The 15,657-nt window shown below is 55.0% G+C and carries 11 protein-coding genes; 6 read left to right on the top strand and 5 right to left on the bottom strand.

What is annotated here, in order from left to right:
• Nucleotides 1-125 precede the first annotated feature (125 nt).
• The gene (ahr, locus tag DW47_RS0106635) at nucleotides 126-1,145 is read left to right on the top strand and encodes an NADPH-dependent aldehyde reductase Ahr (RefSeq protein ID WP_029685615.1); all 1,020 of its coding nucleotides are present in this window, start codon (nucleotides 126-128) and stop codon (nucleotides 1,143-1,145) included.
• A 79-nt stretch (nucleotides 1,146-1,224) separates the two neighbouring features.
• Here the strand turns inward: ahr and DW47_RS0106630 are convergent, their stop codons facing one another.
• From DW47_RS0106630 to DW47_RS0106620, 3 genes are all read right to left on the bottom strand, one after another.
• Entirely contained in the window at nucleotides 1,225-2,325 is a 1,101-nt protein-coding gene (locus DW47_RS0106630) for an oxidoreductase (RefSeq protein WP_029685614.1), read from the bottom strand.
• Between the two features lie 22 nt (nucleotides 2,326-2,347).
• Entirely contained in the window at nucleotides 2,348-3,826 is a 1,479-nt protein-coding gene (locus tag DW47_RS0106625) for an MFS transporter (RefSeq protein ID WP_029685613.1), read from the bottom strand.
• A 216-nt stretch (nucleotides 3,827-4,042) separates the two neighbouring features.
• A complete protein-coding gene (locus DW47_RS0106620) occupies nucleotides 4,043-4,843 on the bottom strand; it encodes an SDR family oxidoreductase (protein ID WP_029685612.1) in 801 nt (266 codons plus the stop codon).
• A gap of 479 nt (nucleotides 4,844-5,322) precedes the next feature.
• Between DW47_RS0106620 and DW47_RS0106615 the strand changes: the two genes are divergently transcribed.
• Both DW47_RS0106615 and DW47_RS0106610 read left to right on the top strand, forming a co-directional pair.
• A complete protein-coding gene (locus DW47_RS0106615; protein ID WP_029685610.1) occupies nucleotides 5,323-7,473 on the top strand; it encodes a carbon starvation CstA family protein in 2,151 nt (716 codons plus the stop codon).
• A gap of 41 nt (nucleotides 7,474-7,514) precedes the next feature.
• Nucleotides 7,515-7,718 carry a YbdD/YjiX family protein gene (locus DW47_RS0106610; RefSeq protein WP_029685609.1) on the top strand — a complete coding sequence of 68 codons (204 nt, stop codon included), beginning with the start codon at nucleotides 7,515-7,517 and terminating at the stop codon, nucleotides 7,716-7,718.
• Between the two features lie 74 nt (nucleotides 7,719-7,792).
• Here the strand turns inward: DW47_RS0106610 and btsR are convergent, their stop codons facing one another.
• Together btsR and DW47_RS0106600 are read right to left on the bottom strand one after the other, a co-directional pair.
• Nucleotides 7,793-8,512 carry a two-component system response regulator BtsR gene (gene btsR, locus DW47_RS0106605; protein WP_029685608.1) on the bottom strand — a complete coding sequence of 240 codons (720 nt, stop codon included), beginning with the start codon at nucleotides 8,510-8,512 and terminating at the stop codon, nucleotides 7,793-7,795.
• On the bottom strand, nucleotides 8,506-10,197 hold the full coding sequence (locus DW47_RS0106600; protein WP_029685607.1) for a LytS/YhcK type 5TM receptor domain-containing protein: 1,692 nt from the start codon (nucleotides 10,195-10,197) through the stop codon (nucleotides 8,506-8,508). The genes btsR and DW47_RS0106600 overlap by 7 nt, the downstream gene beginning before the upstream one ends.
• A gap of 192 nt (nucleotides 10,198-10,389) precedes the next feature.
• Between DW47_RS0106600 and DW47_RS0106595 the strand changes: the two genes are divergently transcribed.
• The 3 genes from DW47_RS0106595 to DW47_RS0106585 all read left to right on the top strand — a co-directional run bounded on the left by DW47_RS0106595 (nucleotide 10,390) and on the right by DW47_RS0106585 (nucleotide 15,654).
• On the top strand, nucleotides 10,390-11,250 hold the full coding sequence (locus DW47_RS0106595; protein WP_029685606.1) for a PhzF family phenazine biosynthesis protein: 861 nt from the start codon (nucleotides 10,390-10,392) through the stop codon (nucleotides 11,248-11,250).
• 93 nt (nucleotides 11,251-11,343) lie between these two features.
• Entirely contained in the window at nucleotides 11,344-12,438 is a 1,095-nt protein-coding gene (locus DW47_RS0106590; RefSeq protein WP_029685605.1) for a LacI family DNA-binding transcriptional regulator, read from the top strand.
• 126 nt (nucleotides 12,439-12,564) lie between these two features.
• Entirely contained in the window at nucleotides 12,565-15,654 is a 3,090-nt protein-coding gene (locus tag DW47_RS0106585; protein ID WP_029685604.1) for a beta-galactosidase, read from the top strand.
• Nucleotides 15,655-15,657: the final 3 nt, after the last annotated feature.

Raw genomic sequence — 15,657 nt, 5'->3', positions numbered from 1 at the left:
GCCCGAATCGCCCTTTCTGGTAATTATTTCTGTTTGTTGGCTTTTATTCTGCCTGTCACTTTTTTTAATGGCTATCATCTGCCATGCTTTACCCCGTTAATTCCTTTAACACAATGGAGAACTTCATGAGCAAGATTAAGAGCTACGCAGCAGCCGAAGCCGGCGCAGACTTGGAACTGTGCGAAATTGATGCCGGTGAACTGGGTGCTGGTGATGTTGAAGTTACCGTCGAATACTGTGGTATCTGTCACTCCGACTTGTCGATGATCGATAATGAGTGGGGAATTTCAAAATATCCACTGGTCGCCGGCCATGAAGTGGTCGGTCGCGTCAGCGCCCTCGGGGATGCGGCACAGAATAAAGGCCTGAAAATTGGTCAGCGTGTCGGTATCGGCTGGACCGCCCGCAGTTGTGGTTACTGTGATGCCTGTATCAGCGGCAGCCACAGCAACTGTCAGGAAGCAAAAGTCCCAACCATCCTGAACCACGGTGGCTTTGCCGAGAAAATCCGTGCCGACTGGCAGTGGGTGATCCCATTACCAGAAGCCTTGGATGCAGAATCTGCTGGTCCGCTGTTGTGCGGCGGGATCACTGTGTTTAAGCCGCTGTTACAGCACCACATCACCGCCACCAGCCGTGTCGGTGTGATCGGAATCGGTGGCTTGGGTCATATCGCGATTAAACTGCTGCACGCCATGGGCTGTGAAGTGACTGCTTTCAGTTCTTCTCCATCAAAACAGCAGGAAATCCTGGATATGGGTGCCGATAAAGTGGTGAACAGCCGTGATCCAGAAGCCCTAAAAGCGCTGGCGGGTCAGTTTGATCTGATCATCAACACCATTAACGTCTCGCTCGACTGGATGCCGTACTTCCAGGCACTGGCCTACAACGGTAGCTTCCACACCGTGGGTGCTGTAATGAAGCCGTTTGAAGTTCCAGCCTTCAGCCTGATCGCCGGGGACCGTAGCATTGCCGGTTCTTCTACCGGTTCGCCTCACGAACTGCGCACCATGGTAAAACTGGCTGCCCGCGCCGGTGTGAAGCCACAGACTGAGCTGTTTGCCATGTCTGATATCAATAAAGCACTGCAACATGTGCGTGACGGCAAAGCCCGTTACCGTGCAGTGCTGAAAGCTGATTTCTAAAACAGTAATAAAAAACCACCGCATCTGCGGTGGCTGGCTTCGATAGCGCCCAGTTCTAGACTGGGCTTTTTTGTGGCGGCTATTCGCTTCTGCCGGACTGCTCAATCGCCGCCATGGCCTGATACAGCGTCTCTGGCGTCACTTTTATCGGTAACAGATGAATGGTTTCTTTCTCACGCAGAGTATGCGCAATCATCCGCGTCATCTCCTCACGGTTCGACAGGTCGACTCCCAGTTCGGCTAAGGTTACCGGCAGTTTCAACTGACGGTAAAAGTGTAGCAGTTTACGAATATCCTGCTGCTGGTTCAGCAATGCCGATTGGACCAGAATGCCATAGGCCACCTTGATACCGTGCAGAATACGGTGCGTCTGAGGCAATACCGTCAGGCCGTTATGCACCGCATGGGCCGCTGCAACACGGGTAAACCGCTCTCCCAGTCCGCCAATCAGACCGCCACCAGCAATGATGGCATCAACAACCGAGATAAAACGAGCCGTCAGGTGATTTTGCTGCTGATCACGCAGTGCCGCGGCACTGTCACTGAACAGCAGATCACGCAGCCCTTCTGCCATATTCAACGCGGTTTTTGCCAAGTAAGGCACTGACTCCGCTTTCTCATCCGGCAGTAATACTCGCGCTTCGTACCATTTTGCCAGCGTATCGCCGATACCCGCTAACAGATATTCGGACGGCGCCTGCAGAATAATTTCCGGCTCCACCAGCACTAAGTGGTTGGCTTGGCGGAAAATCTCATAGCCGACGTTACCGCCCTCTGCGTTATACCACACCGACAGCGGTGTCCAGGCAGCACAAGTGGCTGCGATAGTGGGGATCAGCACCACCGGCACGCCCAAGCGATCTGCCAATGCTTTGGCGCTATCCATCACTGAGCCACCACCGATGCCGATCACCACTTTACGACTCTCTCCCGCTTGGGCAATCAACGCGTTGATTAATGGCTCGCTGCAATGGTCACGGACACAGTGCTTTTCTGCCCCGGCCGCCGCCCAGGCGGGTGGCAGGAAGGGCTCGGTCGCCGCTAGCGCCCGCTCGCCATACAGCCAGAACGCCTGCTCGAGGGTTTCCTGGGAATAAAAGTTTTCCAGTTCGCGCAGTGCCCCCGGAAAGCAGTAGTAGTTGGCCGGACCTGGCACAACCTGAATTTCAGTGAATGACATCCTAAGCTCCCTAATACGTCAACTACGGGTTTTTTGCAGGCTGATAATCTTCGGCATCCACATCATAACCTGCCGGTTCCCAGCGAATAATAAACAGTGCCAGCAGTCCGATCACCGGCGACAGCGCAATCACCCAGAACAGGCCGGTGTCCAGGTTCGCGGTAAGGATCGGGAACAGGAACAGCGCCAGAGTGGAGCTAAAACGGGTAATGGTTTGGTTTAAACCAACACCGACACCGCGCACTGATGCGGGGTAACTCAGTGAAGCATAGACCATGGTATGCGCCCCGGGACCGAAGCCTTGCCCTAACAGGAACAACGCCAGGAATCCACAACAGGCTACCGCCTGTAGCGTATCCTCCGGACGGCCCGCCAGGGCCAAACCGAGCAGTGCCACCAGTTGGCAGCTATAGCCGGCAATGGTCATGCTGCGGGAGCCCAGTTTCGGCACCAGCCGTACCGCTGCTATGCCTCCGGTAAAGGCAAACAACAGGTTAAGGCCCAGTGATACCAAAATAGTGGTGAGCATCGATTGCTTAAACAGGGTCGAGATAATAATCGGCAGACCAAAGGCAATGGCGGCGTAGGCAAACGGAGAGACAAACGACATGACACTGCTTAGCACGGTACGTGACAAGTATTGCCCCTTAAATAATACCCCATAGCCTTTCCAGCCAATATTACGCCGCGCGACCTCCGATTTCGCTGAACCTGCGGCAGCGTTATCCACCGTCGCCGGGATGTCATAAGCGGTCTGCAAAATCGTGGCAGCGGTCTGTAAATCCCCTTGCTGGGCGGCCCATACCGGCGACTCCGTCATATAGCGCTTGCGCACCGTCAGGATAATCAACGCCGGAACCGCACCGAAGCCGACCACATAGCGCCACAGATATTCTGTCTGACTGGCGGGCAGAGAATAAAACAGTCCCAGTACCAGCAAGTACGAGATGGAGATAGCGGCATACCAAGTCGGACACCACATCGCCACGCTGGCGGCTTTGTTGCCGCGCCCTTTGAGGCGTGAAAATTCCGCCAAGAAGGCCATCGCTACCGGTAAATCGATGCCGATCCCCAGTCCCATGATAAAGCGGCTGATCCCGAGGACTTCGGCATTGGGTGCCAACGCCCCGAGCAGTGCCGCAAAGACAAAGAAGAACATATCCGCCATAAACACACGGTAACGGCCAATTTTATCCGTCAGATAGCCGCCAATCACCGCACCAACGATGGCACCCATGGTAATGGCGGACACCACCATACCGATCCCTGAAGGGCTGAGGCCGAACTGTCGGGTGATATCTTTGACGCCGAATGCCAACGCGCCAAGATCATAGGCATCGAGAAAAACGCCGCCTAAGGCAATAGCCACGATAATACGGGCGTTGCTTTTACTGTGGGTGGAGTTGTTGACCAACCGGCTGACGTCCGCAGCGTTGCGGATCCGGTAGTCGTTATCTGGTGTTGAGTAGTCTGACGAAGCGTCAGCAGAAAGTTGCGTCATAATTATAGGTGGTTATCTGTCATAGTGTTGAAACGGTAGTGCATATTAGACGCTTGGACGTCTTAATGTCCAGATTTCCAGAATGGTCAGGGGCTGTTTTTTTTTGTACAATAGTGTGGGCGGTACAGGTAGGAGGTATCAGAAAAAGCAGGGCAAACCACCGCCCATAGAAAAAAACCGCCCTGTGTGGGCGGCTTAGAGAGTATGGACAGAATATTAGCCATTTCCCCGGAATTCCGGATAGAGGCACATACCGCCATCGATAAACAGCGTCGTACCATGGACATAATCTGACAGGTCGCTGGCTAACCACACTACCGCATTAGCAATATCACTGGTGTCACCAATACGCCCGTAAGGGATCAACTCCAGCAGTTTTTCCGCCGCTTCCCCCTCTGTCGCCTCTTTATTGATGGCGGTCGCAATCGCGCCTGGCGCGATGGCATTGACCCGAATTTTCTCTTCACCCAGTTCCTGAGCCAAAGAGCGCATCATCAAATCGACGCCGCCTTTCGATGCAGCGTAGTTAACATGACCGGCCCAAGGAATGACCTGATGCACCGAACTCATATGGATAATTTTCCCTTTAGCACGGCTAAACTCTTCACGGGAGCCCTGCTTACGGAACTGACGAACTGCGGCACGGGCACAGAGGAACTGGCCGGTGAGGTTAACATCAATCACCTGCTGCCACTCTTCGAGGCTCATATCACCAATCATCGCATCTCGTTGTAGCCCGGAGTTAGCCACCAGAATATCCAGCCCACCAAAGGCCTCGATGGTTTTGGCAAACAAGCTTTCCACATCCGCTTCCTTGGAAACATCCGCCTGCACCGCAATGGCTTCACCGCCGTTATCACAGATTTTCGCCGCCAGTGCCTTTGCTGGTTCCGGCTGGCTGCGGTAGTTAATGACAACCCGAGCCCCGGCCTCTGCCAGCGCTTCAGCAGCACCGTAGCCGATACCAGAACTGGCACCTGTCACTAATGCCACCTGATTGTTGAGAGATAAGTTCATCCATAACTCCTTAGACTGTACAGTGAAAACAGATAGCCTTAAGTGTAGTCACTGATTTGGGACATACTTCACAGATTTATCTATTTCCGTTGGCCATTGGAGGTGCCTATGCCGCTGGCTGCCGTTACTTCCTCGGAGGATAACCGGTGAATTTTCTGTCGGTTAGTCCAACAGCGCCGACATAAACCGCAATACTCAGGCCGCCAATCACGGTAATGCGGATTGTATTCTTTTACATATTCAACGGTTGTTGCCGTGGCTGTGTGCCGCATCACAGATTAAGCATCGATACGCCGCCGCTAAAACCACTCAACGCTGCGACTGACCGCTCCCGTCGCTATCCGACCACTGAATCAGATTTTCCCCCACTGCCGCCGACAAATTGTCAGGATAGAGATCGCTGGCTGGCCCGGCGCTTGCTGTTCCCGTACAGGAAACAGCCTGACTTTCAGGATTTCAGAGAACAAAGCGGACTTATCATGAATAACCACAAACTCCTTAAACATCTACCCTGGGTGCTGCTGGGCATACTCGGTGCCTGCTGCTTAGCGGTTATTGCCCTGCGACGGGGTGAAGCGATCAGTGCAATGTGGCTGGTCGTCGCATCGATATCGGTCTATCTGGTGGCCTACCGTTACTACAGCCTGTATATCGCTCAGAAAGTGATGCAACTCGACCCGTCCCGTGCCACCCCGGCAGTGATCAATAATGACGCCCTTAACTATGTGCCGACCAACCGCTATGTATTATTCGGCCACCACTTTGCCGCGATCGCTGGGGCCGGTCCGCTGGTCGGTCCGGTCCTCGCGGCCCAGATGGGCTATCTGCCCGGCACCTTATGGTTACTGGCAGGGGTAGTATTGGCCGGCGCGGTACAGGACTTTATGGTGCTGTTTATCTCCTCACGGCGTAACGGAGCCTCCCTTGGCGAGATGATCAGGCAAGAGATGGGGGCAGTTCCTGGCACCATCGCACTGTTTGGGTGTTTCCTGATCATGATCATCATTCTCGCGGTCTTGGCGCTGATCGTCGTCAAAGCCTTGGCGGAGAGTCCGTGGGGGGTATTTACCGTCTGCTCAACCGTGCCGATTGCGCTGTTTATGGGGATTTATATGCGCTTTCTGCGTCCGGGACGAGTGGGTGAAGTCTCGGTGATCGGTCTGGTGTTACTGCTGCTGTCTATCTGGTTCGGCGGCGTGATTGCGGCAGACCCTTACTGGGGGCCAGCCCTGACCTTTAAAGATACGACGATTACCTTCACCCTCATCGGCTACGCCTTTGTGTCAGCACTACTGCCGGTATGGTTGATCTTGGCGCCGCGAGATTATCTGGCGACTTTCCTAAAAATCGGGGTCATTGTCGGTCTGGCTGTCGGGATAGTGATCCTTAATCCAGATCTGAAAATGCCCGCCGTCACGCCGTTTATCGATGGTAGTGGCCCGCTGTGGAAAGGAGCCCTGTTCCCGTTCCTGTTTATCACCATCGCCTGTGGCGCAGTCTCGGGCTTCCATGCACTGATTGCTTCGGGTACTACGCCGAAGCTGCTCGCTAATGAGAAGGATGCCCGCTTTATTGGTTACGGTGCCATGCTGATGGAATCTTTTGTCGCCGTCATGGCCTTAGTCGCTGCCTCTATTATCGAACCTGGTCTCTATTTTGCGATGAACAGTCCGCCAGCGACCTTGGGGATCACGATGCCTAATCTGCATCAGTTAGGGAGCGATAATGCGCCAATGATCATGGCACAGCTACAGGCTGTGACTGCCCAGGCAGCCGCTACCGTCAGTGCTTGGGGCTTTGTGATCTCCCCGGATCAGATCCTAGAGACGGCTCGTAATATCGGTGAACCATCGCTATTGAACCGGGCCGGTGGCGCACCCACCCTAGCGGTGGGGATCGCTGATGTGTTCCATCAGATCTTACCCATGGCGGATATGGGCTTCTGGTATCACTTCGGGATCCTGTTTGAGGCGCTGTTTATCCTGACGGCGCTAGATGCCGGTACCCGCTCTGGCCGTTATATGTTGCAGGATTTACTGGGGAATTTTATTCCATTCCTTAAGAAATCCCATTCTCTGCCCGCGGGCATTGTGGGCACTGCCGGTTGTGTCGGCTTATGGGGCTACCTGCTGTATCAAGGCGTGGTCGATCCCCTCGGCGGAGTGAAAAGCCTATGGCCACTGTTTGGGATTTCCAATCAGATGCTGGCGGCAGTGGCACTGATGCTCGGCACAGTGGTACTGATTAAAATGAAACGCGGTCGTTATATTCCGGTTACGCTTTTACCGGCGGTGTGGCTATTGATCTGCACCACTTGGGCGCTAGGGATGAAGCTGTTTAGCGGTGATCCAGAACTGGAGGGCTTTTTATATATGGCCCGTGACTATCAGTATCGCCTCGCAACGGAAGTGGATCTGACATCACAACAGGCCGCGGCAATGCAGCAGATCGTGATGAATAACTACACCAACGCTGGGCTAAGTGTGCTGTTCCTGGTGGTGGTCTACAGCATCCTGGTGTACGGCATCAAAACCTGGCGTCAGGCACAACGCACACCACAGCGTACCGATAAAGAAACGCCTTGGCAGCCGGTACCTGAAGAGGGAGTTAAAACCTCCTCAGGCCATTAATCTCAACCCCGCCGTCGGCGGGGTCTCTGTAAGGAGCGATGATGATCACTAAAGTTGCCACTGCCTCAAAACATCTGCGCCATGCAGCTAGGATGCTGATCGGCCTGCCTGATTACGATAACTATGTGCAGCACATGCGCCGCTGCCACCCAGAACTGCCGGTGATGAGTTATGAAGCCTTTTTTCGTGAACGTCAGCAGGCACGCTATGGGGGCGACGGAAAAGGAGGTATGCGCTGCTGCTGAACCAGCTTAGATCGGCGCGATCCTACCGCGAGGATCGTTGTTCTGGAGCGGACTGCATAGCCCGATAAACAGATTTATAAGCCGAGATGTTCTTTTAACTGTCGTAGGTAGCGCCGACTGACCGGCACCCGCTGACCATTTTTCATGATCAGCTCCCCGTGCCCCTGATCCTCAAGGCGGATCTCGCGCAACAGATCGATATTGATCAAATGTTGTCGATGACAGCGGATCAACGGTGTACGAGCTTCCAGCGTGCGTAGCGTCAGCTCGGTGGCACCTTCATTACCCTCCCAACTGAGGACATACACCCCACCAATCCGGCTACTGACACAGACAACCTCTTCGATGGCCTGTAGGCAGATACGGTTGCGGCTATGGCAAGGAATATAGCGTAATGGGGCCTGCACTTCCGCTAATAGCCTCAGATCTTGTGTTGCCGTGGACTGCTGCAAGCGCTGCAGGGTTTTCTGTAAACGAGCTGGTTCAATGGGCTTTAATAAGTAATCAAAGGCATGTTCTTCAAAGGCTTGTAAGGCATATTCATCGTAGGCGGTCAGGAAAACAATCTGCGGACGTTGCAAGCTGTCGAGCATACCCACCATTTCTAAACCACTGATACGCGGCATCTGAATATCGAGAAATACCACCTGCGGCTGTAGGCGGTTAATCATCGCCATCCCTTCGATAGCATTCTCCGCCTCACCGACAATCTCAATGCCAGGATACGGCTGCAACAGAACGCGTAGATTGTCCCGCGCCAGAGGTTCATCATCAATGATCACGGCTGTTAGCATGGTTTCTTCTCCGCAGGTAACCAGACCTTGACCCTGGTGTAACACCCTTCCCTGGTGTCGATACTCAGGCCGCAGTCTTCACCAAAACGGGCTTTCAGCCGTCGGTCGACCAGCCCCATTCCCAGGCCCTGCCTAGGCTCCCCGGTAGGCTGATACAGACCGGCATTATCTTCCACACAAATGACGACCTGCTGCTGGTGCACGCTAGCGGACAGCGTAATTTCCCCAATTCCAAACAGCCGAGAAGTACCGTGTTTGATGGCATTTTCCACCAGCGGTTGCAGAGTAAAGGCCGGTAAAGGTTGGTGATACAGTCCTTCAGGCACACAGATGTCCACCCGCAGTCGTGACTGGAAGCGAGCCTGCTCAATTTGCAAGTAGGCATTCACATGCTCTATTTCATCCCCGAGGGTCGCCAGCTGCGACGAACGCTTCAGGTTTTTACGGAAGAAGGTCGACAGATATTGCACCAGTTGCGTAGCACGTTGACCGTCTTGGCGGATCACTGCTTGTAAGGTATTAAGTGCATTAAAAAGAAAGTGCGGATTCACCTGAGCATGCAAGAGTTTGATCTCGGACTGAGCCAGCAAGGCCGTTTGTCGTTCATACTGGCCCGCAAGGATCTGCGCCGACAGTAACCGAGCGATGCCTTCGCCGAGGGTCCGATTTACCGAACGGAATAAGCGATTTTTCGCTTCATAGAGCTTAATGGTGCCAATCACCCGTTGATTCTCCCCCTGCAATGGGATCACCAGTGAAGACCCCAGCTTACAGTGCGGGCTTAGCGAACAGCAATACGGCAGTTCACTGCCATCCGCATAGACCACTTCACCGCTGTCTATCGCCCGGCGGGTATGGGCCGAGGCAACTGGCGTGCCCGCAAGATGGTGATCGTCTCCGAGACCGGTAAAGGCCAGCAGTTTTTTCTCGTCAGTAATCGCCACCGCGCTGATATCCAATTCCCGCAACAGTACCTGTGCCACTTTCAGGCTACTTTGTTGATCAAACCCTTGGCGCAGTAAGCCGTCTGTCGCCGCCGCGACCCGCAGCGCCGTCGCGGAAAAGACCACGCTGTATCGCTCAGACATGTCACGCTTATCCAGCAGAATACGCATAAATAAAGCTGCCCCGAGGGTATTGGTGATCACCATCGGTGCTGCAATACTGCTGACCAGCCGGAGCGCTTCTGGTAGTGGCCGCGCGATCAACAGAATAATCAGCATCTGTACTCCTTCCGCTATCAGGGTCACGCTCCCGGCGGTCAGCGGGCGAAAAATCTGCCTCGTCTGTCCGCGGCGTACCAGTAGACTGTGCATTAAGCCCCCCAATAGCCCTTCGATAATGGTGGACAACATACAGCTCAGCGCCGTCATTCCTCCCAGTGAATAGCGGTGCAAGCCTCCTGTCAGGCCCACCAGCACGCCCACTGCCGGGCCACCCAGTAATCCGCCCATCACCGCCCCGATAGCCCGGGTGTTGGCAATGGAATCATCAATATGCAGGCCGAAATAAGTCCCGAGAATGCAGAACACAGAAAAGGTGATATAGCACAGAAGCTTATGGGGAAACCTCACGGTGACCTGCATCAGCGGAAGAAACAGCCGTGTCCTACTCATCAGCCAGGCGATCACTAAAAAGACACACATTTGCTGTAATAGCAGCAATATTAACCGTAGCTCAGCCATGATTTCCTGTCCGCCATGCTGCCAGAACCTTCGGGGAAACGCGGAGCATAGCCTGTTCGTCGGCGGATTTCTTTGCGCCAGCGCCAATATTGAGATGTGCAGCTTGGCGCTGGCGGTCATGCTGGGCTCTGTGATATAGCTAATGGCTATCCTGCTTTGGCTGGCTCCCTTTGAACACTGAACGGAGAGACTATGTCCTCACTGTTACCTGAACTGACCCGTATTGCCGCTTTTTCAGAGGGCGACTCGGGGGGCAATCCCGCCGGCGTGTGGATCGGTCCGCAACTGCCCGCCGCCGAGACGATGCAACAGATGGCCGCAGAGATTGGGTTTTCAGAAACAGCTTTTGCCATGCCGCTACAGGAGGGAGCCACCGATGAGTGGCGGGTACGCTATTTCTCTCCAGAGGCAGAAGTGCCGTTCTGTGGACACGCCACCATTGCCATGACTGTTGGGCTAGCGCGCCGTTTCGGTGCCGGTGAATACCGTTTACACCTTAATCTGAGCACCCTGACCGTCAGTGCCCAACAGCAGGACGGGCAATGGCAGGCAACTCTGCTGTCACCGCCCTGTTTCAGCCAGCCGGAAGATCCGGTCGCGATCGAGCAAGCACTGGCGCTGTTAGGATACGGCCCTGAGGATCTGGACCCACGCATTCCTGTCGCTCGGATCCACGCTGGCGCTGATCATCTGGTGCTAGCCCTGAACAGTCGTCAGGCGCTGGCAGCGATGCAGTACCATCTGCTGCACGGTCGGACACTGATGCGACAACATGGCTGGGTAACCCTGCTGCTAGTGTTCGCTGAAAATCATCAGCGCTTTCACACTCGTAACCCCTTTGCCTATGGCGGTGTTTATGAAGATCCTGCCACCGGGGCGGCCACCGCGGCACTGGCGGGGTATCTGCGAGATCTCGACTGGCCCCATCAGGGAGAGATCACCATCGTGCAAGGCGAAGATATGGGAATGCGATCGCTGATTTCTGCGGAGATCGATCCAGTGCCTGGCGATCCGATCCGCCTATCTGGACAGGCCCGCGTGATGGCACACTGAACTGCGCCCAGCAGGCGCGGTGATCGAATAGCAGAATTGTGGCGTTCTGTGGCATGATGGCCGCCAGTCAGCCGCAGGATCAGGGAAGTCATCATGAAACAGATAACGCTGTACGATGTTGCACAGCATGCCGGGGTTTCCTACCAAACGGTCTCCCGAGTGGTGAATCAAGCTAGCCATGTCTCAGCCCATACTCGGGAAAAAGTAGAAGCGGCAATGGCTGAACTGAACTACATTCCCAATCGTATTGCCCAGCAGTTGGCAGGAAAACAGCGCCCGTTAATCGGGGTTGCCACTACCCACCTTGGTCTGCATGCCCCCTCACAGATTGTGGCGGCCATCAAATCCCGCGCTGACCAGTGCGGGGCCAGTGTCGTGATTGCGATGATTGAGAAGTCCGGGGTGGATGCCTGTAAAACGGCCATCATTAATCTGCTGGCACAGCGGGTCACTGGACTGATTATCAATTTCCCCCTTGAAGAACAGGCGGCAAAAGAGGTCGCCAGCAGCTGTGGCAATGTGCCGGCGTTGTTCCTCGATGTATCGATGGATAGCGCGGTGCCCAGCGTTATTTTTTCTCCTCAGCAGGGCACTTTACTGGGCGTGAGTCATCTGCTGGCTTGGGGACATCGTCGTATTGCTCTGCTCAACGGTCCACAAGAGTCGGTATCGGCCCGCTTACGCCGTGATGGCTGGTATCACGCCCTGGCCGAACAGGGTTTACAGCCCGTGGCTGAGATCACTGGTGACTGGAGTGCCCTCTCTGGCTATCAGCAAACTCGGCAACTGCTGGAGGACCAAGGGATCCTGCCGCAAGCGCTGTTGATCGCCAACGATCAGATGGCGCTGGGAGCACTTCGGGCGATCAGTGAAGCTGGATTGCGGGTGCCTGACGATATCTCGCTGATCGGTTATGACGATACCGAAGACAGTTGCTGTTATATTCCGCCGCTCACCACCATCAAGCAGGATTTCCGCCAGTTGGGTGAAATGAGTGTCGATCGTCTGCTGGCTCTAGACAGCGAACAGCACATCCCGCTCTGTCAGCAACTGCCGGTCAGCCTCGTCCCACGGCAGACCGTTGGTTACCCGGCTTCCAGTGAACCTTCCCCGCGCAGCCTAGCCATCTCCCTGCAACAACTGGCACAGCAAGTCGCACGGCTATCGACGCCACCGACGGACCATTAACCGGTCCGCGACGCATTATTGTGAGTCAGTTCACTTACTGAACAACCGTTGCTTTACAGGTCAGATAATCTCTCCTTATGTTTAATTAATTGTGAGCGAATAACAATTAAACGTAAGGGATCGATAATGACCGTTGACTATGACGCTCTGCCAGCCGTTCTGGCAGACCAATGCTGGCAAGATCCGAGCATCAGTGCACGGAACCGTTTACCGGCCCATCCGCCTTTTCACAGTTGGAGAACGGCTGGCGAAGCACAACAGGATACGCCCTCTTCCAGCTTGCAATCGCTGAATGGCCAGTGGCAGTTCCGTCTTTTTGACCGGCCACAGGATGTCCCTGACCAATGGCGCTGGCAGGATCTGCCAGACAGTCAGGCGATTACCGTGCCTGGCAACTGGCAGACCCAAGGGTATGATACCCCAGTGTATACCAATGTTACTTACCCGTTTCCGGTCAATCCGCCGCGGGTACCGGAACAAAACCCTACCGGTTGTTACTCGCTCACATTCACACCTAACCCCGACTGGCTCCAACAAGGGAACACCCGTATTATCTTTGATGGCGTTAACTCTGCCTTTTTCCTGTGGTGCAATGGCCGCCGGGTGGGGTATGCCCAAGACAGCCGCCTGCCTTCGGAATTTGATCTCAGTGAGGTGCTGATCCAAGGAGAAAACCGGCTGGCAGTGATGGTGCTGCGCTGGAGTGATGGCAGTTATTTGGAAGACCAAGATATGTGGCGCATGAGCGGTATTTTCCGTGATGTCACCTTACTGCATAAACCGTCTACCGCCATCAGTGACTACCGTATCACCAGCCAGCTCAGTGACCACTATACCCGGGCGACACTGAGTGCTGAGGTCAGGCTAAGTGGCCCAATCGATCAGCGCACACGCATCACGCTCCAATTATGGTTTCAAGACCAGTTAGTGGCTGAACAGATCCAGTCACTGGGCAGCGATATTATCGACGAGCGTGGAGCCTATACCGATCGAGCGTATCTGACGCTGAACGTCGAGCAGCCCGCACTGTGGAGTGCCGAAACCCCGTCACTGTATCGCGCGGTGATCCTGTTATCGCAAAATGAACGTCTGTTGGAGGCAGAAGCCTGTGAAATCGGTTTCCGTGAGGTCACCATTGAGCAAGGTCTGCTGCGCCTCAACGGCCAGCCATTATTGATCCGTGGCACCAACCGTCACGAACATCACCCTGTATACGGTCAGGCGATCGATCGCCAGACTATGCTGCAGGACATTCTGTTGATGAAGCAGCATAACTTTAATGCCGTACGTTGCTCCCATTATCCTAACCATCCGCTGTGGTATCGGCTGTGTGATGCCTACGGTCTGTATGTGGTCGATGAGGCCAATATCGAAACTCACGGTATGGTCCCAATGAACCGTCTCAGTGATGATCCAGAATGGTTGCCCGCCATGAGCCAGCGTGTGACACGGATGGTCCAACGTGATCGCAATCACCCCTGCATTATTCTGTGGTCCTTGGGGAATGAATCCGGCCACGGCCGCAACCATGATGCCCTGTATCGTTGGCTGAAAGCGGAAGATCCTTCCCGGCCGGTACAGTATGAGGGGGGCGGTGCCGATACGGCGGCTACCGATATTATCTGCCCAATGTATGCCCGTGTCGACGAAGACCAGCCTTTCCCGGCGGTCCCTAAGTGGTCGATCAAAAAATGGCTGTCACTGCCAGGGGAACAGCGACCGTTGATCCTGTGTGAATATGCCCACGCAATGGGAAATAGCCTCGGTGGTTTTGCCCGCTACTGGCAGGCTTTTCGCCAATACCCGCGTCTGCAGGGCGGTTTCGTCTGGGATTGGGTAGATCAGTCGCTGACTCGCTATGATGAGCAAGGGCGTCCATGGGCTGCCTACGGTGGCGATTTCGGCGATGCCCCGAACGATCGTCAGTTCTGCATGAATGGGCTGGTGTTCGCTGACCGAACGCCACACCCATCGCTGTATGAAGCGAAACACGCCCAGCAGTTCTTCACCATGAGCCTGCAACGCGATGATGCCCTGCGGATTGAAGTCAGTAGTGAATATCTGTTCCGCCACACCGATAACGAGCAGCTGCACTGGCAAATACAGTTGGATGGCGAGGTGCTGCAGGCTGGCGAACAGACGTTGGATATTGCACCACTTGGGCGCCAAGTGATCACCCTACCCGGCTTTGCTGCTCCGCTGCGCGCCGGTCAGTTGTGGTTGAACGCCGATATTGTTCAGCCCGCCGCGACCTCCTGGTCGGATGCCGGTCATCACTGCGGCGGCCAACAGTGGTTATTACAAGAGATACCGTCACTGCCCGCCAGCGATACGGTTAACGAGCCACCACAACTGCATGTCACTGACCAACAGTTTATTGTCAGCGCCGCCAATAGCCGTTGGGAATTTAGCCGCCAACAAGGTGAGTTGACACAGTATCTGATTGACGGCGAACCGCAGTTGCTGTCACCGCTTCGCGACCAATTTACCCGCGCACCACTGGATAACGATATAGGTGTCAGTGAAGCCGGTCGTATTGATGCTAACGCCTGGGTCGAGCGCTGGAAAGCGGCCGGTCATTACGATGTCTGCGCCGAATTACTGCAATGCAGCGCCGGATCTCTCGGAGAGACCGTGATCATTACCACCCTTCATCGCTGGCATGCCTCAGACAAAACGTTATTTGTCAGCCATAAACAGTGGCAAATCACTGCGGCAGGTCAGTTGCAGATCACCGCCCAGGTCGAGGTGAGCGCGGGTAGTCCACCACCGGCGCGGATTGGCCTGAGCTGTCAACTGCCCCGACAGGCTGAATCGGTAAGCTGGCTGGGGCGCGGCCCGCATGAGAATTACCCTGACCGGCTGACGTCCGCCCGGGTGGGCCGCTGGACGCTCCCCCTGGCAGAGATGTACACCCCTTACGTCTTCCCCACCGAGAATGGCCTACGCTGTGATACTCGGGAACTGCGTTACGCCGGTCATCGGTGGCTGGGAGACTTTCAGTTCAATATCAGTCGTTATAGTCAGCAGCAGTTGGCGGCCACCAGCCATCGTCATTTACTGAGCGAAGAAGCGGGTTGCTGGCTGAATATCGACGGCTTTCACATGGGCATTGGCGGCGATGATTCCTGGAGCCCGTCGGTGGCAGCAGAGTATCTGCTGACCGCTCGCCGTTACTGTTACCAACTGACCTGGTGTCAGGATCTCGGCCGTTAATCG

The organism is Tatumella saanichensis, assembly GCF_000439375.1.
In the GTDB taxonomy this organism is placed as follows: domain Bacteria; phylum Pseudomonadota; class Gammaproteobacteria; order Enterobacterales; family Enterobacteriaceae; genus Tatumella; species Tatumella saanichensis.
Note: the sequence above shows the minus strand (reverse complement) of the source record. Positions and strands in the feature narration are given on the sequence as shown.

Coding starts and splice junctions, on each gene's coding strand:
- ahr (WP_029685615.1), top strand. CDS start 126: ATGAGCAAGATTAAGAGCTACGCAGCAGCCGAAGCCGGCGCAGACTTG.
- DW47_RS0106630 (WP_029685614.1), bottom strand. CDS start 2,325: ATGTCATTCACTGAAATTCAGGTTGTGCCAGGTCCGGCCAACTACTAC.
- DW47_RS0106625 (WP_029685613.1), bottom strand. CDS start 3,826: ATGACGCAACTTTCTGCTGACGCTTCGTCAGACTACTCAACACCAGAT.
- DW47_RS0106620 (WP_029685612.1), bottom strand. CDS start 4,843: ATGAACTTATCTCTCAACAATCAGGTGGCATTAGTGACAGGTGCCAGT.
- DW47_RS0106615 (WP_029685610.1), top strand. CDS start 5,323: ATGAATAACCACAAACTCCTTAAACATCTACCCTGGGTGCTGCTGGGC.
- DW47_RS0106610 (WP_029685609.1), top strand. CDS start 7,515: ATGATCACTAAAGTTGCCACTGCCTCAAAACATCTGCGCCATGCAGCT.
- btsR (WP_029685608.1), bottom strand. CDS start 8,512: ATGCTAACAGCCGTGATCATTGATGATGAACCTCTGGCGCGGGACAAT.
- DW47_RS0106600 (WP_029685607.1), bottom strand. CDS start 10,197: ATGGCTGAGCTACGGTTAATATTGCTGCTATTACAGCAAATGTGTGTC.
- DW47_RS0106595 (WP_029685606.1), top strand. CDS start 10,390: ATGTCCTCACTGTTACCTGAACTGACCCGTATTGCCGCTTTTTCAGAG.
- DW47_RS0106590 (WP_029685605.1), top strand. CDS start 11,344: ATGAAACAGATAACGCTGTACGATGTTGCACAGCATGCCGGGGTTTCC.
- DW47_RS0106585 (WP_029685604.1), top strand. CDS start 12,565: ATGACCGTTGACTATGACGCTCTGCCAGCCGTTCTGGCAGACCAATGC.